The organism is Rhodococcus triatomae, from assembly GCF_014217785.1.
In the GTDB taxonomy this organism is placed as follows: Bacteria; Actinomycetota; Actinomycetes; order Mycobacteriales; family Mycobacteriaceae; genus Rhodococcus_F; species Rhodococcus_F triatomae.
The window spans coordinates 1,001,905-1,022,575 of record NZ_CP048814.1; the positions used below are offsets into that span (position 1 = coordinate 1,001,905).

At 69.4% G+C, this 20,671-nt stretch carries 20 protein-coding genes and 1 tRNA gene; 12 read left to right on the forward strand and 9 right to left on the reverse strand.

Annotation, left to right across the window (positions count from 1 at the left end; all coding sequences use genetic code 11):
- Window positions 1-223 precede the first annotated feature (223 nt).
- The 11 genes from G4H71_RS04610 (at window position 224) to G4H71_RS04660 (ending at window position 10,055) form a co-directional block, all read left to right on the forward strand.
- The gene (locus tag G4H71_RS04610) at window positions 224-1,126 is read left to right on the forward strand and encodes an LLM class F420-dependent oxidoreductase (RefSeq protein ID WP_072737954.1); all 903 of its coding nucleotides are present in this window, start codon (window positions 224-226) and stop codon (window positions 1,124-1,126) included.
- The gene (locus tag G4H71_RS04615) at window positions 1,123-1,620 is read left to right on the forward strand and encodes a nuclear transport factor 2 family protein (RefSeq protein WP_072737955.1); all 498 of its coding nucleotides are present in this window, start codon (window positions 1,123-1,125) and stop codon (window positions 1,618-1,620) included. Before G4H71_RS04610 ends, G4H71_RS04615 begins: the two co-directional genes overlap by 4 nt.
- A gap of 48 nt (window positions 1,621-1,668) precedes the next feature.
- Window positions 1,669-3,123: an MFS transporter gene (locus tag G4H71_RS04620; protein ID WP_072737956.1), complete on the forward strand. Its 1,455-nt coding sequence runs from the start codon at window positions 1,669-1,671 to the stop codon at window positions 3,121-3,123.
- A gap of 113 nt (window positions 3,124-3,236) precedes the next feature.
- Entirely contained in the window at window positions 3,237-4,160 is a 924-nt protein-coding gene (locus tag G4H71_RS04625; RefSeq protein ID WP_072737957.1) for a 3-oxoacyl-ACP reductase, read from the forward strand.
- Window positions 4,161-4,177: 17 nt separating this feature from the next.
- The gene (locus tag G4H71_RS04630; RefSeq protein ID WP_072738075.1) at window positions 4,178-4,921 is read left to right on the forward strand and encodes an SDR family NAD(P)-dependent oxidoreductase; all 744 of its coding nucleotides are present in this window, start codon (window positions 4,178-4,180) and stop codon (window positions 4,919-4,921) included.
- A gap of 82 nt (window positions 4,922-5,003) precedes the next feature.
- A complete protein-coding gene (locus G4H71_RS04635) occupies window positions 5,004-6,146 on the forward strand; it encodes an oxidoreductase (protein WP_072737958.1) in 1,143 nt (380 codons plus the stop codon).
- 52 nt (window positions 6,147-6,198) lie between these two features.
- The gene (locus G4H71_RS04640) at window positions 6,199-7,197 is read left to right on the forward strand and encodes an oxidoreductase (RefSeq protein WP_072737959.1); all 999 of its coding nucleotides are present in this window, start codon (window positions 6,199-6,201) and stop codon (window positions 7,195-7,197) included.
- Between the two features lie 53 nt (window positions 7,198-7,250).
- Window positions 7,251-7,598 carry a UBP-type zinc finger domain-containing protein gene (locus G4H71_RS04645; RefSeq protein ID WP_072737960.1) on the forward strand — a complete coding sequence of 116 codons (348 nt, stop codon included), beginning with the start codon at window positions 7,251-7,253 and terminating at the stop codon, window positions 7,596-7,598.
- A gap of 17 nt (window positions 7,599-7,615) precedes the next feature.
- Window positions 7,616-8,578: a TIGR03557 family F420-dependent LLM class oxidoreductase gene (locus G4H71_RS04650; RefSeq protein ID WP_072738076.1), complete on the forward strand. Its 963-nt coding sequence runs from the start codon at window positions 7,616-7,618 to the stop codon at window positions 8,576-8,578.
- Between the two features lie 94 nt (window positions 8,579-8,672).
- Window positions 8,673-9,788 carry a baeRF11 domain-containing protein gene (locus G4H71_RS04655; RefSeq protein WP_072737961.1) on the forward strand — a complete coding sequence of 372 codons (1,116 nt, stop codon included), beginning with the start codon at window positions 8,673-8,675 and terminating at the stop codon, window positions 9,786-9,788.
- A gap of 63 nt (window positions 9,789-9,851) precedes the next feature.
- Entirely contained in the window at window positions 9,852-10,055 is a 204-nt protein-coding gene (locus tag G4H71_RS04660; protein ID WP_139183109.1) for a hypothetical protein, read from the forward strand.
- Window positions 10,056-10,162: 107 nt separating this feature from the next.
- Here the strand turns inward: G4H71_RS04660 and G4H71_RS04665 are convergent, their stop codons facing one another.
- The 7 genes from G4H71_RS04665 to G4H71_RS04695 form a co-directional block, all read right to left on the reverse strand.
- On the reverse strand, window positions 10,163-10,555 hold the full coding sequence (locus G4H71_RS04665; protein ID WP_072737963.1) for a hypothetical protein: 393 nt from the start codon (window positions 10,553-10,555) through the stop codon (window positions 10,163-10,165).
- Between the two features lie 63 nt (window positions 10,556-10,618).
- Window positions 10,619-10,692, reverse strand: a tRNA-Leu gene (locus G4H71_RS04670).
- A 13-nt stretch (window positions 10,693-10,705) separates the two neighbouring features.
- Window positions 10,706-11,650 (reverse strand): Ppx/GppA phosphatase family protein, encoded by a 945-nt coding sequence (locus G4H71_RS04675; RefSeq protein ID WP_072737964.1) that lies wholly within the window; start codon window positions 11,648-11,650, stop codon window positions 10,706-10,708.
- On the reverse strand, window positions 11,647-12,183 hold the full coding sequence (locus tag G4H71_RS04680) for a DUF501 domain-containing protein (RefSeq protein WP_072737965.1): 537 nt from the start codon (window positions 12,181-12,183) through the stop codon (window positions 11,647-11,649). Before G4H71_RS04680 ends, G4H71_RS04675 begins: the two co-directional genes overlap by 4 nt.
- Window positions 12,180-12,851 carry an FtsB family cell division protein gene (locus tag G4H71_RS04685; protein WP_072737966.1) on the reverse strand — a complete coding sequence of 224 codons (672 nt, stop codon included), beginning with the start codon at window positions 12,849-12,851 and terminating at the stop codon, window positions 12,180-12,182. Before G4H71_RS04685 ends, G4H71_RS04680 begins: the two co-directional genes overlap by 4 nt.
- Before the next feature lie 13 nt (window positions 12,852-12,864).
- Complete coding sequence (gene eno / locus G4H71_RS04690; RefSeq protein WP_072737967.1) at window positions 12,865-14,151, reverse strand: phosphopyruvate hydratase; 1,287 nt, start codon at window positions 14,149-14,151, stop codon at window positions 12,865-12,867.
- A 148-nt stretch (window positions 14,152-14,299) separates the two neighbouring features.
- Window positions 14,300-15,031 carry a lytic transglycosylase domain-containing protein gene (locus G4H71_RS04695; protein ID WP_246442799.1) on the reverse strand — a complete coding sequence of 244 codons (732 nt, stop codon included), beginning with the start codon at window positions 15,029-15,031 and terminating at the stop codon, window positions 14,300-14,302.
- A 152-nt stretch (window positions 15,032-15,183) separates the two neighbouring features.
- Here G4H71_RS04695 and G4H71_RS04700 point away from each other — a divergent pair, with 152 nt between their 5' ends.
- The gene (locus G4H71_RS04700; protein ID WP_072737969.1) at window positions 15,184-16,107 is read left to right on the forward strand and encodes a type IV toxin-antitoxin system AbiEi family antitoxin domain-containing protein; all 924 of its coding nucleotides are present in this window, start codon (window positions 15,184-15,186) and stop codon (window positions 16,105-16,107) included.
- 58 nt (window positions 16,108-16,165) lie between these two features.
- On the opposite strand, the gene G4H71_RS04705 is transcribed toward G4H71_RS04700, so the two are convergent.
- Window positions 16,166-17,014, reverse strand: coding sequence for a nucleoside triphosphate pyrophosphohydrolase (locus G4H71_RS04705; RefSeq protein ID WP_072737970.1), 849 nt, complete (start codon window positions 17,012-17,014; stop codon window positions 16,166-16,168).
- Window positions 17,011-20,658 carry a transcription-repair coupling factor gene (gene mfd, locus G4H71_RS04710; protein ID WP_072737971.1) on the reverse strand — a complete coding sequence of 1,216 codons (3,648 nt, stop codon included), beginning with the start codon at window positions 20,656-20,658 and terminating at the stop codon, window positions 17,011-17,013. Before mfd ends, G4H71_RS04705 begins: the two co-directional genes overlap by 4 nt.
- Window positions 20,659-20,671: the final 13 nt, after the last annotated feature.

The window sequence follows — 20,671 nt, forward strand, 5'->3', positions numbered from 1 at the left end:
TGTGCGCTGGTCACAGCCCCGGATTCGGTCAAAATTGAAATGAATTCTTAAATTAGCAGACTCGCGACCCGGTTGTGAAGTGGACTACATTCCTGCCCCGACGCGTGCTGCGCCACAGAAGGCCCTGTTCCGGTCACCGGGACGAGCCCCCGAACGGGCACGGGTGTGACGGCTAGAACTGGACAGAGCGGCGAACCGGCCACAGCGTCGGCAGAGGAGGCACATGCGCATCGGAATCGCCTCACCCGTGGTGATCGCGCCTCCCGGCGCACCGCGCTGGGAGCAGCACGCCGGGATCGCCGAACTCGAACGGGTGGCCGCGACCGCGGACGAACTGGGGTTCCACCACCTCACCTGCAGCGAGCACGTCGCGGTGCCGACCGACATCGCGTCCGAGCGTGGCGGGACCTATTGGGACCCCCTGTCGACGCTCTCCTATCTGGCGGCCCGCACGCGAACGATCCGGCTGGCCACCCTCGTCCTCGTCCTCGGATACCACCACCCCCTCGAGCTGGCGAAGCGCTACGGAACACTCGACCGGCTCTCCGCCGGCCGGGTGGTCCTGGGCCTCGGCGTCGGCTCACTGCGTGCCGAATTCGAGATTCTCGGTGCACCGTTCGAGGATCGGGGCACCCGCGCGGACGACGCGATCGCCGCACTTCGCGCGGCACTGTCGTGTCCGGACCCGCGCTACCACGGCAGGTTCCACGACTTCGCGGACGTCGTCGTGCGCCCGCACGCCGTCCAACCACGGGTACCGCTGTGGATCGGTGGAAGGACCCGTCGATCACTGCGCCGGGCCATCGCGCTGGGTGACGGGTGGGTGCCGTTCGGGCTCGACCTGCCCGCGCTCGGACACCTGCTCGGCACCCACGATCTGCCGGACGGATTCACCGTGGTCCTGCCCGCCACCGTCGACCCCGTCGCCGATCGCGACCGGGCCCGGCGCGCACTCGTCGCCCGCCGCGACGTCGGCTGCTCGATCGTCAATGTCTCGATCCTCGCCCGGGACTGCGCGCACTACTGCGATCAACTCGCCGCGCTGCGCGAGATCGGCGACGACCTCGGCGTCGAATTCGATCCCGCCCCACATTCCGTATCACCGACCGGAGGAAAGACGCCATGACCACCACCGACACCGACACCGACACCCTCGTCCGCCGGCTCGCCGATCGCGTCGGCGTCCTCGAGGACAAGCTCGCCATCCTCGAATTGATGACCGCGTACGGGCCCGCCGTCGACAGCGGGTCCGCCGAGGCGGTGGCCCGGCTGTGGACCGAGGACGGCATCTACGACGTGGACACCGGTGTGATGAACGGGCACGCGGAAATCCTCGCCATGGTGCGTTCGGATGCGCACCGGGGATGGATCGACGGAGGCTGTGGCCACGTCCTCGAGCCAGGTCACATCCGGGTCGACGGGGACCGGGCCGTGGCGACCTGCAAGTCGCAGTTGATCGTTCGCGACGACGACGGCGACGGCTTCCGCGTACTGCGCGTAACGGCGAACCGCTGGGAACTGGCGAAGGCGGACGGCGAATGGAAGGTGACTCGCCGCACCGGTCGCGTACTCGACGGACGACCGGAGGCACGGGCCCTGCTCGCGGCCGGCGTCTCCTGACCGGGCCCGTCCAGCAGCGGCGGATGCGGAGGCGAGGGTGAGACGCCGATGACGCTCGACATCTCCCGCCGCTACGCGGCGGCCACCGCGGGGCGCCCGGACCGTCCCGGCCTGGTGGTCGCGGTCCTCGGGTTCTGTGGCGTGGTGGTGGCGCTCATGCAGACGCTCATCGTGCCCCTGGTCCCGATCCTCCCCCAGATCCTGGGAACGTCCGCGGCGAACGCCTCCTGGGCGGTGACCGCGACGCTGCTCGCCGGTGCCGTCGTCACTCCGATCGCCGGGCGCCTGGGCGACATGTACGGCAAGCGGCTGATTCTCGTCGCCAGCCTCGTCTCACTCACCGCCGGATCCCTGGTGTGCGCGGTGTCCTCCACGCTCGCGCCGGTCGTCGCCGGTCGCGTCCTGCAGGGCGCGGCGATGGGCGCGATCGCGCTGGGGATCTCGATCATGCGGGACGAACTGCCTCCCGACAGGGTCGGTTCGGCGATCGCGATCATGAGCGCGACGATGGGTATCGGCGGCGCGGTCGGCATTCCGGTGGCCGCGACGATCGCCGAGAAGGCGGACTGGCACGCGCTGTTCTGGGCGTCGGCGGGCCTCGGCGTCACCGCCCTCGTGGCGGTGCTCCTGGTCGTGCCCGAGTCGCCGGTCACCACTCCGGCCCGGTTCGACCATCTGGGCGCGCTCGGCATGGCGGTGGGGCTCCTGGCGCTACTCCTGCCGATCACCAAGGGCGGCGACTGGGGATGGACCAGCCCGGCGACGATCGGCTCGCTCGCCGGATCCGTGGTCGTCTTCGGGGTCTGGGGCAGATACCAACTGCGTCGTTCGGCACCGCTGGTCGACCTCCGGGTCTCGGCGCGACCCCAGGTGTTGTTCACGAACCTCGCCTCGATCTCGGTGGGGTTCGCCATGTTCGGAATGTCCCTCGTCCCCACCCAGATCCTCATGGCACCGGCGGAGGGCGGGCACGGACCCGGGCTGTCGATGATCGGTGCGGGCCTGGTTCTGGCCCCCTCCGGTCTCGTCATGTTCGCCTTCTCCCCGATCTCGGCGGCGATCAGCGCCCGGTACGGAGCCCGCACCACCCTCGCTGTGGGAGCGGCGGTGCTCGGTTCGGGCTACCTCGTCCTGCTCGCGATGCGGACGCACGTCTGGCAGATCCTCCTGGCCACCATGATCATCGGCGCCGGGATCGGGCTCGCGTTCGCCGCGATGCCGGCCCTGGTGATGGGAGCAGTGCCGGTGAGCGAGACCGCGGCGGCGAACGGCCTCAATTCGCTCATGCGTGCAGTGGGGACCTCGTCGTCGGCAGCCGTGATCGGCGTCGTGCTCGCACATCTCACCGTCGATCTCGGCGATCGCACCATTCCGTCGTCGACGGGCTTCACCGTGGCGATCTCGCTCACGATCGCCGCGGCCGCCGTGACGATGCTGTTCACCCTGTTCATTCCCCGGCATCCGCCTCGCCCGGATCGCACCCCGACCTCGTCCGGTGAGTGAGACGTCGGCAGTCCGACTCGCACCAGCCGGGTATCACTGAAATCAATATCAGAAACCGGCAATCGGTAATCAGTGATCGGCATCCGGTAACGGACGGGAACGGGAGACACGACATGACGCAGACCTCCAGCCTCGAGGGACGGACCGCGGTGGTCACCGGCGGCGGCGCCGGTCTGGGGCGGGCCGAGGCGTTGGCCCTCGCATCGGCGGGCGCAGCGGTGGTGGTGAACGACATGGGCGACGCCGCGCATGCGGTGGCCGAGGAGATCACCGCCTCGGGCGGCCAGGCCGTCGCCGTCACCGGGGACGTCTCGGAGTGGTCGCTCGGTGCGCGCCTGGTCGACGAGGCGGTCCGCCGGTACGGCTCGTTCGACATCCTGGTCAACAACGCGGGAATCCTGCGGGACAAGATGATCTTCAACCTGTCCGAATCGGATTGGGACGACGTGATCCGGGTGCACCTCAAGGGCCATGCGGCCACGTCCCGCGCCGCTGCGGTGCACTGGCGCGCCGCGAGCAAGGAGGCCGCGGGCCCCGTGTACGGACGCGTGATCAACACCTCGTCCGAAGCGTTCCTGTTCGGATCCGCCGGACAACCGAACTACTCGGCGGCCAAGGCAGGCATCACCGCCCTCACTCTCTCCACGGCCCAGGGCCTGTCCCGATACGGTGTGCGCGCCAACGCCATCTGCCCGCGTGCCCGCACCGCGATGACCGAATCCACGTTCGGGGACGGAGGCGAATACGACGGTCTCGACCCACTGGCGCCCGAGCGCGTGGCGACGCTGGTGCAGTACCTGGCTTCTCCCGCATCGGACGAGATCACCGGACAGGTGTTCGTGGTCTACGGCAAGATGGTCGCGTTGATGCAGGCCCCCCAGGTCGAGAATCGGTTCGATGCAGCAGGTTCCGAGTTCACCGTCGAGGAGCTCGCCGCCGATCTCGGCGCGTACTTCACCGGCCGCGGCCCGTACGAGACGTACGCGGCGTACGGGGTCGCCGCGCTCGAGAAGCCGGCCCTGGCCGTCGACGCCTGACCGTGAGCACACACGCGATGAGGCTGCAGGACAAGGTCGCGATCGTCACCGGCGGCGCAGGCGGGATCGGGCGTGCGATCGCACGCGCATTCGTCGCCGAGGGCGCACGCGTGCTGATCGTCGACATCGACGACACCCGCGGCCGGGAGCTGGCGGACGAACTGGGTGACAGCGTCCGATTCCTCTCGGCGGATCTGACAGCAACCCACTCCGCCGACGCCATTCGCGATGCCGCCGTGGCGGCATTCGGTCGGATCGACATCCTGGTCAACAACGCCCACGCCTCCACACAGGCACCCCTGGTCGAGCACACCCAGGAGATGTTCGACCTGTCGTTCGGCACCGGTTTCTATCCCACGGTCCATCTCATGCAGGCCTGCTACGAGCAGTTGAAGGCAACGGGCGGGTCGGTGGTCAACTTCGCCTCCGGCTCCGGGCTGACCGGCATGCCGACCCAGTCCTCCTATGCGGCAGCCAAGGAAGCGATCCGTGGGGTCAGCCGGGTCGCGGCCAACGAGTGGGCCCCGGACGGGATCCGGGTCAACGTCCTGTGCCCGTTCGCCGCCACCGAGGGTGTGGTCGCCTGGCGAGAGCGTTTCCCCGAGGCGGCAGCGGCCAGCACCGCCAAGGTCCCGCTCGGCCGGATCGGCGACCCGGAGACCGACATCGCCCCCGTCGTCGTGTTCCTCGCCGGCGACGACTCGAGGTACATGACCGGCCAGACCCTGATGGCAGACGGCGGCTCCATCACGCTGCGGTGACATCCACCGCACGAGACGGGCCGACGCCACTCCTTCGGGCCGCCCAGACCTCCGACCTCTTCCGATCCACGAGAGCCCACAGATGACACGACAGGATTCACCTCTTTTCCGCCCCTTGACGATTCGATCGGTCCGGCTGTCGAACCGCATCGTCATGTCCCCGATGACCCGGTCGCACTCCCCTGGCGGCGTGCCCGGCCGGGACGTGGCCGCGTACTACCGACGCCGCGCCGAGGGCGGGACCGGCCTGATCGTCACCGAGGGAGTCGCGATCGATCACCCGTCGGCCGTCGACAATCCGCGGGTGCCGCGGATATACGGCGACGACGCGGTCGAAGGATGGGCTCACGTCGTCGACGAGGTGCACCGTGCGGGCGGGCGGATCGTGCCGCAACTGTGGCACGTCGGGCCCCTGTGGGGCGCGATGAGCCCGGTCGATCCTGCGATCCGGCCGATGCGGCCCTCCGGCGTGTGGGGTGAGCCCGGCGCCACGTCGTACCCGGACGAGTACGTCTCCCGCGCTCTCGAACCGACCGCTCCCATGACCGAGGACGACATCGCCGAGGTCGTCGACGCCTATGCCGAGGCGGCCCGAGTCGCTGCCGAGATCGGCTTCGACGGAGTCGCCGTCCACGGCGGACACGGTTATCTCCTCGACTCGTTCCTGTGGTCGGGCACCAACCGGCGCGACGACCGATGGGGTGGCGACCTGGAGAGGCGCAGCAGATTTCCCGCCGCCGTCGTCGCCGCGATCCGCTCCGCGATCGGGACCGAACCTCCGGTGTTCTATCGCTTCTCGCAGCACAAGCAGCAGAACTACACCGCCCGGATCGCCGATACGCCGGAGGAACTCGGCGTCCTGCTGGGCGCCCTCGTCGATGCCGGGGTCGACGTGCTCGACGCCAGCATCCGCCGTTTCGACGTCCCGGCGTTCGAGGGCAGCGAACTCGGCCTCGCCGGGTGGGCGAAGAAGACGACCGGCGCGCTGACCGGGGCCGTCGGAAGTGTCGGCATCGGAAAGTCGCTGCGAGAGAGCAGGCTCGACGGGTCCGCACCGACGCTGGACAACATCGCCGAACTCGAACGGCGGATGTCCGCGGGCGAGTTCGACCTCGTCTCCATCGGAAGGCTGCATCTGGCCGATCCGGCCCTGGCCACCCGGCTGCTCCGGGGCGATCCGCTCCCCCGGTTCGACCGAGCCGTGCACGAGGGCCGGCTGACCTGACAGACCGGCCTACACCACCGACCGGCACCTGCTGCGTCGCTATGGTGTTCCCATGTCTTCTTTCACCGCATGGCTGGCCCGCGACGACGACGGCACTGTCGAGTTCGCACCCCGAACGCTCCAGGACACGGATCTGCCGGAGGGTGCGGTCACCGTTCGGGTCGAGTACTCGAGCGTGAACTTCAAGGACGCCCTCGCGGTCACCCCGCGCGGCGGGGTGGTGCGCGAGTACCCGATCGTCCCGGGAATCGACCTCGCGGGCGAGGTCGTTGGCTCGGAGGATCCGTCCGTCGCCGTCGGAGACAAGGTGCTGGCACACGGCTACGAGATCGGTACCGGCCGACACGGTGGCTACGCGGAACTCGCCCGGGTTCCTGCCGAGTGGGTGGTGCCACTCACGGGGCTCGAGACCCGCGAGGCCGCAGCGATCGGAACCGCCGGGTTCACCGCGGCGATGAGCATACAGGCGCTGCAGGAGCGGGGACTGACGCCCGAGTCCGGCCCGGTCCTGGTGACGGGCGCGAGCGGCGGCGTCGGCAGCGTCGCCGTCGATCTGCTGGCCGCGGCGGGATTCGAGGTGGTGGCATCGACGGGGAAGGAGGCAGCCCACGATCTGCTCACGGCGATCGGAGCCACCTCGGTGATCGGACGGCTGCCGGAGGACCCGGAGGCGAAGATCAGGCCGCTCGGCAAGGCCGAATGGGCGGGCGTCGTCGACTGCGTGGGCGGCAAGACCCTCGCCTACGCGCTGAGCACCACCCGGTACGGCGGCGCCGTCGCGGCGAGCGGGCTCACCGGTGGCGCCGCGCTGTCCACCACCGTCATGCCGTTCATCCTGCGTGGAGTGGCTCTGCTCGGTATCGACTCCGTGCAGCTGCCGATCGCCGCGCGACGCAGTCTGTGGCAGCGGCTCGGGTCCGATCTCCGCCCGCGCCACCTGGACCGGGTGACCACCGAGGTACCCGTCCGCGATGTCACGGCCGTGCTCGACGAGATCCGTGAGGGCCGGCACACCGGCCGTGCGGTCGTCCGCGTCGCCGGCGGATTCTGAGCAGTTCACCGAATCCGTTGCCGCCGACGTCGGCGCAGCGGTTCACTGGGGTGATGACGGATGTTCCCGGCATCGACCCTTCCATCCCACCGAGCGGTACCGGGTGCGTGGAGTGTCTGGCCAGGCACGGCTGGTGGCTGCACCTGCGCCGATGTGCTCAGTGCGGGCACATCGGATGCTGCGACAACTCGCCCGGACGGCACGGCACCGCGCACCACGACTCCACCGGACACCCGATCATCACCAGCTTCGAGCCGGGTGAGAACTGGTTCTACAACTATCGGGACGGACAGTTCTACGAGGGCCCGCACCTCGCCCCGCCGGAATCCCGTCCGGCCGATCAACCGGTGCCCGGCCCGGCAGGCAACGTTCCTGCGGACTGGCAGCGGTTGCTGAGCTGATCGGGGATGCCATGGCACTGAGACTCGGGTACAAACTGCTCGCGGAGGCGTACGGGCCGAAGGAGATCGTCGCCCAGGCGGTCGCCGCCGAGGCCGCCGGTTTCGATTTCGTCGAGGTCAGCGACCACTACCATCCCTGGCTCTACTCACACGGACACTCCGGGTTCGTCTGGTCGATGCTCGCTGCGATCGCCGTCCGCACCGAACAGCTCGAGCTCGCCACCGGCGTCACCTGCCCGACGACGCGGATCCATCCCGCGATCGTCGCCCAGGCGGCGGCCACCACCGCGATTCTCGCGGACGGTCGGTTCACCCTGGGCGTCGGTTCCGGCGAGCGGCTCAACGAGCACGTCGTCGGGGGCGGCTGGCCGTCGGCGGACATCCGACACGAACAGCTCACCGAGGCCCTCGAGATCATTCGCCGGCTGTGGTCCGGCGGCTACCACTCGTATCGCGGACGGCACCTGGCCCTCGACGACGCGCGGGTCTTCGACCTCCCGGAGACTCCCCCGCAGATCGTCGTCGCGGCGGGTGGGGCGCGGGCCGCGACCCTCGCCGCCGACCACGGCGACGGCCTGTTCGCGACCGAGCCCCGCTCCGAACTGGTCGAGGCGTACCGGCAGTCGGGCGGTTCCGGGCCCCGGTACGGCGAGGTGCCGCTGGCCTGGGCGCCGGACGAGGACACCGCCGTCGCCTCGGCGCACGAGAAGTTCCGCTTCGGCGTGCTCGGCTGGAAGGTGCAGGCAGAGCTGCCGAACCCGATCAACTTCGAGGCCGCGGCCTCATGGGTGCGTCCCGAGGACATGCGCGAGGCCTTCGCCTGCGGACCCGACGTCGACCGTCACGTCGAGGTCGCCCGCGGCTTCGTCGACGCGGGGTTCGACCATCTCGCGCTCATCAACGCCGGCCCGGACGTGGACGGGTTCTTCACTTTCTTCACCGAGGAACTCCGCCCCCGGCTCACCGAGTTGGACGTGTGACGGATCTCCAAGCAGGCCGGACCGATTCACCGGACCTGTCGCCGCACCGTCGGTAGGGTCGGTGATACGGCTTGTCTACCTCAGGAGCGAACCGATGCTGCACAACGACGTACCCGGCACCGACGACATCACGGCCCTCGCCACCACCGTGGGCCCCACGTGCATCTCGATCTACACCCCCACCGAGCGCGCGACGTCCAACGCGTCGGAGAAGAACCACACGGGCTTCGCCAACCAGGTGCGTGAAGCCCTCGAGCACGTGAGCGACAAGCACGAGCGCGCCGCGTTCGAGGAGCAGTTCGCCGGCCTGCTCGAGGACGAGGAGTACTGGCGCTACCAGTCGCGCACCCTCGCCGTCTTCGCGACCACCGAACGGCTGCGCACGTTCCGGCTGCCGAACCGTCTGCTCGAGCGCACTTCGGTGGGTGATCGCTTCTTCGTCAAACCACTGCTGCGTGCCGTGACCTTCCCGCAATCCGCGTTCGTCCTCGCTCTCGCCGAGGGGTCGGTACGCGTGGTGGAGGTCTCCGCCGAGCCACCGGCGCAGGAGGTGAAGATCACCGGGCTGCCCACCAGCACAGCAAGTTTCGCGGACGATTCGCCCCAGTCCTACCGAGCCCGGCTCGGCGGAGTGCAGGATGTCGGCAAGAAGACGCGGGTCGCAGAGTACGCCCGCGCGATCGACCATCAGCTGAGGTCCCTCCTCGGTGCCCGCGGCGTCCCGCTGATCCTGGCATCGGCCGAGCCGACGTCGTCGATCTATCGATCGGTCAACAGCTACACCGGGCTGCTCGACGAGGGCATCGACGGCAATCCGGAGCACACCTCGGACGACGAACTGGCCTCGCGGTCACGGGAGGTGCTCGACAACTTCTACAAGCTGCAGGTCGCCGACCTCGCCGAGCAGTTCGATTCCCGGACCTCCGAGGGCCGTACCCAGACCGACCTGTCGGACCTCGCCAAGTCCGCGACCTTCGGTGCGATCGACACGCTGTTCGTCGACATCGACGCGGTCGTCCCGGGATCGATCGACCCGGACGACGGCACCGTGAGCTTCGGTGACGAAGGCGGCGACGTCTACGGCGTCGTCGACGAGATCGCCCGGCGCACACTGCTGTCGAGCGGACGCGTCCTCGCCCTACGCGCCGAGGAGGTGCCGGGCGGCGGTGCCGCCGCCGCGATCCTGCGGTACGCGCCCACCGGCGGATAAGAATCGAATCGATCCCGGCCTCAGGCACTGCCCGGGGCCGGGATCGCCGCTATATTGGGGTTCGTGTCGTCCGAACGTTCGCTTCTGGCCCGAGCCGCCGACCGCGTCAACGTGGTTGCGGTGGCGCTGCGCTCCGCCCCGCTGGTCGGGAGCCTGATCCGGCGGAACGTCACCGTCGACCTCGACGACACGCCCCGCTCCGGGCACGCCGTCGCCCACCGTGGCGATCGTGGTACCACCGTGAAGGTCTGGCTGGACAGGCCTTGATATCGCTCGTCTGAGGCGTCGATGTCGCCGCATCAGGCGAATCCGCGCACGCTGCAGCCACTTGCGTGGGATGCTCCCTGCGCGGATCGTCCGCGGGGTGCGCGGATTCAGTGCGGCGTGAGGAAGAGGTGACAGCCTTCGCTGGGCCACTGCACGAACTCGTAGCCGGCCAGTTCCGTCTGCACGGTGTCCGCGACCCAGACCACGGCCTCGTCGTAGCCGGCGTCCAGCATCAGACCGTCGCGACGCATGAAGCCGCCGAGACCTCGGACCCCGTCCCATCCGATCGCCACGAGGTACTCGTCGTCGACGGCGAACTTCCATGCCAATCGGTCCAGATTCACGTCCCGCCCGGCCCGTAGGCACCGAAGGTCGCGGGCAACGGCATCGAGAGCATGCGCCCATGCCTGCGGCAGGTCGAACTCGGGATTGTCCGGTGCCCCGGCACCACCGAACATCGGCAGACGCCAGACCAGACTGTCCTCGCGTCGCGGATCCATGGCCACATGGCGACCGTTCTGTCGGATGGGGGCTTTCGGCAGGCACGGAGTTCGTGGCAGTAGTGCCCCCAGTCGGACTCGAACCGACACTGAATGGATTTTAAGTCCACTGCCTCTGCCAATTGGGCTATAGGGGCTGCCGAAACAACGTTAGACGATGGACAGCGCGATGCCGTCGAGGATGTCGTGCTCGCTGACGACGAGTTCGGTGATGCCGGCTCGCTGCTCGAACGCGTCGGCGAGCACTTCGGTGACGACGGCGCCGCCGCCGATGACATCGACCCGTCCCGGGTGCATGGGCCCGAACTCGGCACGGCGGGCACGGGGCATCGCGATCAGCTCGTCGCACACGGAACGCAACTGCGGCAACGATACTCGCGAAAGGTGCACCCTCTCCGGGTCGTACTCGGGAAGGTCCTGCGCGATGGCGGACAAGGTCGTCATCGTGCCGGCGACACCGACCCAGGTGCGCGCCCGCTCCACGGGCACGCGCGCGAATGCCTCCGCCAGCCGCTCTGCAGCGAAAGACCGTGCGGCCGAGACCTCGTCCCGGGTGGGAGGGTCGCCCGGCAGGCAACGTTCGGTGACGCGCACACAGCCGATGTCCGCAGAGAACGCCGCCGACACACCGGCGCTGTCCCCGAGCACCACCTCGGTGGAGCCGCCGCCCAGATCGACGACGACGAACGGCCCCTCCGCGGGATCGAGATCACCGACGGCACCGGCGAACGACAGGCGTGCCTCCTCGTCGCCGGAAATCACCTCGGCCTCGGCACCGGCGATCACGGCGCCCAGCACCTCGCGGGTCATCGAGAAGAAGTCCTCGCGGTTCGCGGCATCGCGGGTGGCCGACGTCGCCACCATCCGCACCGCGCTCGCACCGGTCGACGCAATCACCGCGGCGTACTCGGTGAGCGCGATCCGGGTCCGCTCGATCGCCTCGGGCGCGAGCGAGCCCGTCGCGTCCACGCCCTGCCCGAGCCGCACCACCCGCATCTCCCGGTGCACATCGTGCAGTGTGCCCGTGTCGTCGATGTCCGCGACGAGCAGGCGGATCGAGTTGGTCCCACAATCGACGGCGGCGACGCGAGTCACTGCTCGTCCTGTTCGTCGATGCCCGGCCAGTCCGCGGGAACCGCAGTGCCACGCAGCTTTCCACCGTCCGCCCGGGCCGCGAGAGCCACCGACTCGTCGCCGAGCGGGTTGACGCCGGGCCCCTTCGCCAACGAGTGAGCCATCAGCACGTGCAGGCACTTGACCCGCTCCGGCATGCCGCCACCCGTGAAGTCGGTACCCAACGACTCGATCGCGTCCCGCTCGGCCAGGTACGACTCGTGCGCCGCGCGGTACCCGCGGGCCAGATCCTCGTCGTGCTGCAGCCGTTCGGTCATCTCCCGCATGACGCCGGCCGACTCCTGCCGGCTCGCCTCGGCGGTGAGCCGCGGGTCGGTGAGGTAGTACAACGTCGGAAAGGGTGTCCCGTCCGGCAGTTTCGGCGCGGTCTTGACCACGGCGGGCCGCCCGTCCGGGGTGCGGTAGGCGATCTCGAGGACACCGCGCGGCTCGCGGCCGAGCTGCTCGGCGACCGCGACGAGGTCTTCGGGGGTGGGCGTGGGTTGATCGGTCACCCGGTCGGTTCTCCTGGTTCTTCTTCCATCACCGGCATCCGCGGCGGCGGGGGTTCCTCGGTGTCGAGGGCGTCCGGCTCGGACACCGTCTTCCACAGGTCCGAATACCACGGCCCGGTGAGGGTGTCGTCGACACTCTCGTGCTTCTCCGGCTCCTGATAGTCGCCGGGAAGCTGCACCTGGAACGGAGTGTCCCCGGGCTTGACGAATCGGAGCCGTTTACGGGCCTGGGCCTCGATGTAGGCGGGGTCGGAGTACTGCTCCTCGAGGATCTGCAGTGCCGCGATGTCCTGCTCGAGCTGGACTCGCTCGGCGTCCAGACGGTCGGCCTCCGCACGCTGGGTGAGGTAGGTGCGCAGCGGCACCGCCAGGGTCAGCGCGAGCGCGAGCACCACCATCGCGAGGATCAAGGCCCTCCCCGTGGAGAGCCCGAAGATGGTGTGCTCGGCACGGTTGGACGTCTTCGGGGTGCGCGGACGGCCACCGGGACGGACGTTCTTGCTCTCCGACGCCGACGCGCCCGCGCGTGGCCCGGCGCCACCGCCACCGCGGCTGGGCCGCCGCGCGGACGGAGCCGAATCCGGTTTGCGCCGACCGCGCTCGCTGCGCGCGGAGCCGCGGCCGCCCGAGGAACCCCCGGACGACCGCGGCTTACGGCGCTCAGCCACTGACGAAGGCCCGTCAGCCCTCGAAGGTGAACCGCGGGAAGGCGACCTCGCCGGCGTACCGGGCGGCGTCTCCGAGGTTCTCCTCGATACGGAGCAGCTGGTTGTACTTGGCGACACGCTCGCTGCGGGCCGGGGCGCCGGTCTTGATCTGACCGCTGCCGACGGCAACCGCGAGGTCGGCGATGGTGGTGTCTTCGGTCTCGCCGGACCGGTGGCTCATCATCGTCTTGTAGCCGTTGCGGTGCGCGAGATCGACGGCGTCGAGCGTCTCGGTGAGCGTGCCGATCTGGTTGACCTTCACCAGCAGCGCGTTCGCGGCACCCTTGACGATGCCCTCTTCGAGGCGCTCGGGGTTGGTGACGAACAGGTCGTCGCCGACGAGCTGGATCTTGTCGCCGATCTTGTCGGTGAGCGCGATCCACCCGGCCCAGTCGTCCTCGCTGAGCGGGTCCTCGATGGACACCAGCGGGTACGCGGTGAGCAGTTCCTCGTAGAACACGGCCATCTCCTCGGCCGTGCGGTTCTTGCCCTCGAACGCGTAGCCGTCGGCCTCGCTGTAGAACTCGGTAGCCGCGACGTCGAGCGCCAGCGCGACGTCCTCGCCGAGCTTGAGTCCGGTGGCCGCGATGGCGGTGCTGATCAGATCCAGCGCCTCACGCGTGCCGTCGACGGACGGTGCGAACCCACCCTCGTCGCCGAGACCGGTGTTCAGGCCCTGCTTCTTCAGCACCGACTTCAGCGAGTGGTAGACCTCGGCGCCCCAGCGCAGCGACTCCTTGAACGAGGACGCACCGAGCGGAGCGACCATGAACTCCTGCACGTCGACGCCGCTGTCCGCGTGCGCACCGCCGTTGAGGATGTTCATCATCGGTACCGGCAGGATGTGGGCGTTGGGGCCACCGACGTAACGGAACAGCTCCAGCCCCGAGGACTCGGCAGCGGCGCGGGCAACCGCCAGCGACGCACCGAGCAGGGCGTTGGCCCCGAGTCGGGACTTGTCCGGGGTGCCGTCGGTGTCCAGCAGCGCCTGATCGACGGTGCGCTGTTCGGTGGCATCCAGGCCGATGATGGCCGGCGCGATCTCACCGAGGACGGCCTCGACAGCCTTCTCCACGCCCTTGCCGTTGTAGCGCTCGCCACCGTCACGCAGCTCGACGGCCTCGTGCTCGCCGGTGGATGCACCGGACGGGACGTCTGCACGCGCGAAACTGCCGTCGTCGAGCAGCACTTCCACTTCCACGGTGGGGTTACCGCGCGAGTCGAGGATCTCCCTGGCTCCGACCTGCTCAATGATGGCCACTAGCTGATTCTCCTTTGATGGGCTTCGCCGCTTGCACCGACCCGGTGCACATCGTTAACGCACCGACCACGGGGATCGTGCTGCCTGACAGCCTAACGGCAGGGGAAACTCCGCGGCGGTCGGCGCGCCCGCTATCGCGGCCACTCGGTCACGGACGCACTCCGACGGAGTAGGCCGCCGCCCGGTCCCGCACCAACCGCAGGTAGTCGCCGGACAGGTTGTAGGCCATGAGCGCGGTGTACCAGCCGTCGGGAGTGCGCAGGTCACCGCCGCGAGCACACAGATAGCGCGCCGCGCTGAGTGCGGCGTCGTCGATGTTGTCCGGGTCGGCGACACCGTCCCCGTTGGCGTCGACGCCCCACCGGACCCACGTCTCGGGGATGAACTGCATCGGGCCGATCGCCCGGTCGAACTCGGGGTCGCCGTCGAGTCGTCCGCCGTCGGTGTCGGGAATCTCCGCCACCCCCGGTCCCCCGTCGAGCGGAATGCCGCGGATCGGTGGCTCGACCTGCCCGGTCGGGCCGACGACGGCGCCCGCATGGGTGCCGTGACCGCTCTCCACACTGCCGATCCCCGCCAGCGTCGTCCACGCGATACCGCACTCGGGCCGGCTCTGCGCGAGCACCGCCGCCGCGTGGCCGTACGCCTCGAGTGCCGTCTGCCCGATTCCGGTCGCGTCGGACAGCCCGGCCGCCCAGCCGGCGAGCAGGTCCGCGGTCCGTCCCGGCCCGTTGACGTCGATGAACGGCAACGGAGCCCCCGGCGGCGGAGGTACATCCTCGGGGATCTCCGGGCGGGGCGTCGGGCTGCCGCACGCCGCCACCAGGCAGGCTGCCGCCGCGAGAACCACGAGCAGACGAGTAGGAGTCACTCCATCCATCATCCAGATGACCTGTGGATGCGCGCACGATCGAGCCATTCGAGCAGGTTGCATGGTGCGCGCATGGTCGGCAGCCTGCGCGGATTTCGGGTTATCCACAGCCTGCCGCCGGAGCGGTTCCATCCCATGCTCGGTCGGGGCAGGCTCGAAACGTGGATCATCTTCCCGAAGGCATCATCGGCCGTGGCGACGCGATCGCACGCGGATTCACCGACCGCGAACTGCGAGCCGCGCGGACCCACGGAGAACTGGTGTGCCTGCGCCGCGGCCACTACCTACGTGCCGCCGACCATCGAGAACTCGATGAGATCGGTCGCCATCGGGTCCTTGCCCGAGCCACGTGGGAGTCGTCCACCAACACGGTGGTGAGCCACGTTTCCGCCGCGGCATTTCACGGCGTGGACCTGTGGAACGTACCGCTCGACACTGTGCACCTCACCGTCGACCGACGAGGCGGTGGCCGCAGGCACCCCACTCGCCACGTCCACGCCACACCGATCCGTGAAAACGAGATCGTGCACATCGACGGCGTCGCCGTCACGTCGATCGAGCGGACCATCGTCGACCTCGCTCGCACCCTCCCGTTCGAGGAGGCCACCGTGATCGGCGACAGCGCGTTGCGCCTGGAACTCACCGACCGGTCCCGAATACAGGACACGCTGAAACATGCGCGCAGTCGGACGGGGGTGCACCGTGCGGCACGCACCCTCCAGTTCCTTGACGGACTCAGCGAGAGCGTGGGCGAATCCCGCAGCCGCGTCGCGCTCGACCGAATGGGGTATCCCGCTCCACGCTTGCAGGTCCCGATCGTGGGTACGGACAGCCACGTCGTTGCTCGTGTCGACTTCCTCTGGGAGGAAGAACACGTCATCGGCGAGTTCGACGGCATGGCGAAGTACTCGATGTCTCCCGGGATCAGCGAACAGGAAGCGTTCAGGCGCGAGAAGCTACGTGAAGACGAACTCCGCGCGCTGGGATTCATCGTCGCCCGCTGGACCTGGGGGCATCTCGCCACTCCCGACACCATCCGGACGCGCCTCGGATACGCCTTCGCCGCTGCGCGAGGATCCGCGTAGGTTGCGTCACCCTCGCGGGGGCTACAACGTGCGCGGATGCTCGCAGGGTTCGCGAAACCTACTCCCAGAACCGGCGCCAGTCGTCGCCGGTCAGCGGCGCGACGCCTTCGGCTCGAGCGCGGTCCTCGGCGGCCCGCAACCGCACGATGAACGTGTCGATGTCCGCACGCAGGGCGTTCTGCGCGGCCTCGACCTCGTCGGCGCCGGTGGCGAGGGCCTCCGGCACCAGATCCGACGGCAGCCCCGCCTCGAGTGCCCGTCCGATCACCTTCGACGCCAGCGAGATCGGCGGCTGGCTCATCGCGACGCCGTCGACGACGGACTGTCGAGCCTTCTCCGCCGCCTTGCGGATCTCCCACGCGCGTTCCTGCTCCGCGATGTCGATGGGGCCGACGACGTCGTCGGCGAGATGCGGACTGCGATGCACCAGCTTGGCCACGAGACCTGCGGCGACGTCGTCCACGTCGAATCCGCCGGAGGCGGAGGCGATGCGGGAGTGGAACAGTACCTGCAGCAGCAGGTCACCGAGCTCCTCGCGAAGATGTTCGCCGCTGCCGTCCTCGATGGCGTCGAGCACCTCGTAGGTTTCCTCCACCAGGTAGTGGGAGAGGCTGCGATGGGTCTGGGTGACCTCCCAGCCGCCGTAGCTCCACAGCCGGTCCATCACCTCGGCCGCTTCGATCAGGTTGTCTCCGGGTAGTTTCGGCGCCGCGATCACCCGGCCGTCGTACTCACTCGCCAGATCGGCAGACGCGGTGACGAGCACCTCCGAGTCCGGGTTCTCGGCCAGCAGTTCCCGCGTCTGCGCCGGCACGTCGGAGGCGAACCGCACTCCCCCGGCCAGCAACCCGACGGCCTCGAGCGGTACCGACGTCGGGCGCAGCGGGTCGAGGAGGACGACCGTCATCGCATCCCCATCGACACCGCACCCGCGGCTTTGCCGTCGAGGGCGAGAATCAGGTCGGCGATGTACTGCAGCAGTTCGACATCCCGCAACCGATCCGCCCCGATGCCACCCGACCCGCCCCGGGGCACCGGCAGCTGCACCATCCCGGTGGTGGCCCGGTACTGGGCGCTCGGGTAGATCCGCTTGAGCCGCAACTGCTTCGAATCGGGCAGTGGCATCGGCGAGATCTTGATCTGGGTGCCGACCACGGCGATCTCCTCGAGCCCGTACTCCCGGGCGAGCAGCCGCAGCTTCGCGACCGACACCAGACGCGCGACCTCCTCCGGCAGCGGACCGTACCGGTCGACCAGCTCGTCCACGACGGCACCGATCGACTCGTCGTCCGACGCGGCGGCGAGCTTGCGGTATCCCTCGAGCCGGAGCCGGTCGCTGGTGACGTAGTCCGGCGGGATGTGCGCGTCGACGGGCAGGTCGATACGGACCTCCTTCGGGGCCTCCTCGGTGGTGATCGGCCTACCGTCGGCGGCGGCCCGGTACGCCTCGACGGCCTCGCCGACCAGCCGGACGTACAGGTCGAAACCGACGCCCGCGACATGGCCGGACTGCTCGGCGCCCAGCACGTTTCCGGCGCCCCGGATCTCGAGGTCCTTCATCGCCACCGCCATGCCGGCGCCGAGGTCGGAGTTCTGCGAGATGGTGGCCAACCGGTCGTACGCGGTCTCGGTGAGCGGCTTCTCCGGCGGGTACAGGAAGTAGGCGTACCCGCGTTCCCGGCTGCGGCCGACGCGTCCGCGCAGCTGGTGCAGCTGTGACAGGCCCAGTGCGTCGGCGCGTTCGACGATCAGGGTGTTGGCGTTGGAGATGTCGAGGCCGGTCTCGACGATGGTGGTGCACACCAGCACGTCGAACTCGCGTTCCCAGAACCCCTGCACCGTCTTCTCGAGCCGGTCCTCGTTCATCTGCCCGTGCGCGACGACCACCCGCGCCTCCGGGACCAGGTCACGAATCCTCTTGGCAGCCTTGTCGATCGAGCTGACCCGGTTGTGAACGTAGAACACCTGGCCGTCGCGTAGCAACTCGCGCCGGATCGCGGCAGCCACCTGCTTGTCCGCGTAGGAACCCACGTAGGTGAGGATCGGGTGCCGCTCCTCCGGCGGGGTGAGGATCGTCGACATCTCCCGGATGCCCGCCATGCTCATCTCCAGCGTGCGCGGGATCGGCGTCGCCGACATGGTGAGGACGTCGACGTGCGTGCGCAGGGCCTTGATGTGTTCCTTGTGCTCGACACCGAAGCGCTGCTCCTCGTCGACGATGACCAGCCCGAGGTCCTTCCAGCGCACGCCCGTCTGCAGCAACCGGTGGGTACCGACGACGATGTCGATCTCGCCGTCGGCCATGCCCTCGATGATCTGCCGCGAATCGGCGGGGTCGGTGAACCGGGAGAGGCCCCCGACGGTGACCGGGAAGCTCGCCATCCGCTCGGTGAACGTCTGCAGATGTTGTTGCGCCAGCAGCGTCGTCGGCACCAGGACGGCAACCTGCTTGCCGTCCTGCACCGCCTTGAACGCCGCCCGCACGGCGATCTCGGTCTTGCCGTATCCGACGTCACCGATGACGACGCGGTCCATCGGAACCGGCTTCTCCATGTCGCCCTTGACCTCGGAGATGACCGTCAGCTGGTCCTGCGTCTCCTGGAACGGGAACGCGTCCTCCATCTCCTTCTGCCACGGGGTGTCCGAGCCGAACGCATGACCGGGAGCGGCCTGGCGGGCGGCGTACAGCTGCACCAGCTCACCGGCGATCTCCCGAACCGCCTTGCGGGCCTTGCGTTTCGTGTTGGCCCAATCCGAGCCCCCGAGCTTGCTCAATGCCGGCAACTCGCCACCGACGTAGCGGGAGAGCTGATCGAGGGACTCCATCGGCACGAACAACCGGTCACCCGGATGACCACGCTTGCTCGGGGCGTACTCGATCACGAGGTACTCGCGCCTGGCGCCGCCCACGGTGCGCTCGACCATCTCCACGAACCGGCCGATGCCGTGCTGGTCGTGCACCACCATGTCCCCCGCGGTGAGGGCCAGCGGATCCACCTGGTTGCGCCGCTTGGCGGGCAGCCGCCTGCCGTCGCCGGCCTGGGCGACGCGGTTGCCGGTCAGGTCCGCCTCGGCGACGACGACGAGCCCCGGCACCGAGGCGTCGCCGGGAAGCACCAGTCCCTCGTGCAACGAGCCGCACAGGACGGCGACCTGCCCACGCGGTGGCTGCGTACCCGGCTCGACCCTGGCCGCGGGCACCTCGGCGTCCTGCAGGCGTTCGAGAGCACGCTGCGCGGTACCGGCACCGGCGACGACGACAGCCGCACGGCCACCCGTGCTCACGTGCGCGCGCAGGCTCACGAACAACTCGGACAGGAGCTCGTCCGACCCGCGTACCTGTGGTGCCGCCGTGACGGGCAGCTCCATCTCCTCGCCGCTGCCCGATGCCAGTGGGCTGACGGTCCACCAGGGCCGCCCCGAGGCCTCGGCACTGTCCCGGACCTGCCGCAGCGAGCGGTAGGCGGAGGCCGCCAGATCGATGCCGTCGCCACCCAGTGCGGCCGCGTCGATGGGTGCGTCCGCACCGATCGAGGCCGCGGTCCAGGAGGCCTCCAGGAACTCCTGGCCGGTACGCATCAGGTCCGCCGCCCGGGTGCGCACCTTCTCCGGGTCGCACACCAACACGTGGGTCTGCGCGGGCAGCACGTCGGTGAGCAGCTGCAACTCCCCCGAGCGCAGGATCGGCAGTAGCGCCTCCATGCCCTCGACCGGGATACCGCCGGCCATCTTGTCGAGCATCTCCACCAGGGCGGCGTCGGCCGGATTGTCCTTCGCCAGCTGCGCGGCCCGGTCCCGGACGTCCTCGGTGAGCATCAGCTCCCGGCACGGTGTCGCGAGGACCGTCTCAACCTCGATTTCGGGGATCGACCGCTGGTCGGCGACGGAGAACGACCGGATCTCGGTGATCTCGTCGCCCCAGAACTCCACCCGCACCGGATGGTCCGCCGTCGGCGGGAAGACGTCGAGGATGCCGCCGCGTACCGCGAACTCGCCGCGTTTGCCCACCATGTCGGCACGGGTGTACGCCATCTCGACGAGGCGCGTGATCAGGCGCTCGAAATCGTGCTCGACACCGGCGCGCAACACCACCGGTTCGATCTCGCCCAGACCCGGCGCCATCGGCTGCACGAGGGAACGGACCGTGGTGACGATCACCTGCAGCGGCGGCCCGTAGAGCCGGTCGTCCGGCCGGGCGATACGACGGAGCACCTCCAGCCGTCGGCCCACGGTGTCCGCGCTGGGCGAGAGCCGCTCGTGCGGGAGCGTCTCCCAGGACGGGAACTGGGCGACTCCGTCGCCGATCATCTCCCGCAGTTCGATCGCGAGGTCGTCGGCCTCACGGCCGGTCGCGGTCACCACCAGCAGCTGCGTCCGCTCGGCGACGGCGGACGCGACGAACGGCCGCACCGCGGCGGGCGCGACGATGTCGAGCGAGGCCTGCCCGACCGCGTCGCGGACCCGGGTCAGGGCCGGGTCGGCGAGGGCCGCCGCCGCAAGACCTGCGAGCGGTGTTCCCGGTGACGACGTGGACGTGGCGGACGAGGACACGACTGACTCCTCA

Bases quoted from the DNA above. Each gene is read 5' to 3' on its own strand.
- G4H71_RS04645 (WP_072737960.1), top strand. From the start codon at position 7,251: ATGACGGATGTTCCCGGCATCGACCCTTCCATCCCACCGAGCGGTACC.
- G4H71_RS04665 (WP_072737963.1), bottom strand. From the start codon at position 10,555: ATGGATCCGCGACGCGAGGACAGTCTGGTCTGGCGTCTGCCGATGTTC.
- G4H71_RS04635 (WP_072737958.1), top strand. From the start codon at position 5,004: ATGACACGACAGGATTCACCTCTTTTCCGCCCCTTGACGATTCGATCG.
- G4H71_RS04695 (WP_246442799.1), bottom strand. From the start codon at position 15,031: ATGGATGGAGTGACTCCTACTCGTCTGCTCGTGGTTCTCGCGGCGGCA.
- G4H71_RS04640 (WP_072737959.1), top strand. From the start codon at position 6,199: ATGTCTTCTTTCACCGCATGGCTGGCCCGCGACGACGACGGCACTGTC.
- G4H71_RS04655 (WP_072737961.1), top strand. From the start codon at position 8,673: ATGCTGCACAACGACGTACCCGGCACCGACGACATCACGGCCCTCGCC.
- G4H71_RS04630 (WP_072738075.1), top strand. From the start codon at position 4,178: ATGAGGCTGCAGGACAAGGTCGCGATCGTCACCGGCGGCGCAGGCGGG.
- G4H71_RS04620 (WP_072737956.1), top strand. From the start codon at position 1,669: ATGACGCTCGACATCTCCCGCCGCTACGCGGCGGCCACCGCGGGGCGC.
- G4H71_RS04705 (WP_072737970.1), bottom strand. From the start codon at position 17,014: ATGACGGTCGTCCTCCTCGACCCGCTGCGCCCGACGTCGGTACCGCTC.
- G4H71_RS04615 (WP_072737955.1), top strand. From the start codon at position 1,123: ATGACCACCACCGACACCGACACCGACACCCTCGTCCGCCGGCTCGCC.
- G4H71_RS04610 (WP_072737954.1), top strand. From the start codon at position 224: ATGCGCATCGGAATCGCCTCACCCGTGGTGATCGCGCCTCCCGGCGCA.
- G4H71_RS04625 (WP_072737957.1), top strand. From the start codon at position 3,237: ATGACGCAGACCTCCAGCCTCGAGGGACGGACCGCGGTGGTCACCGGC.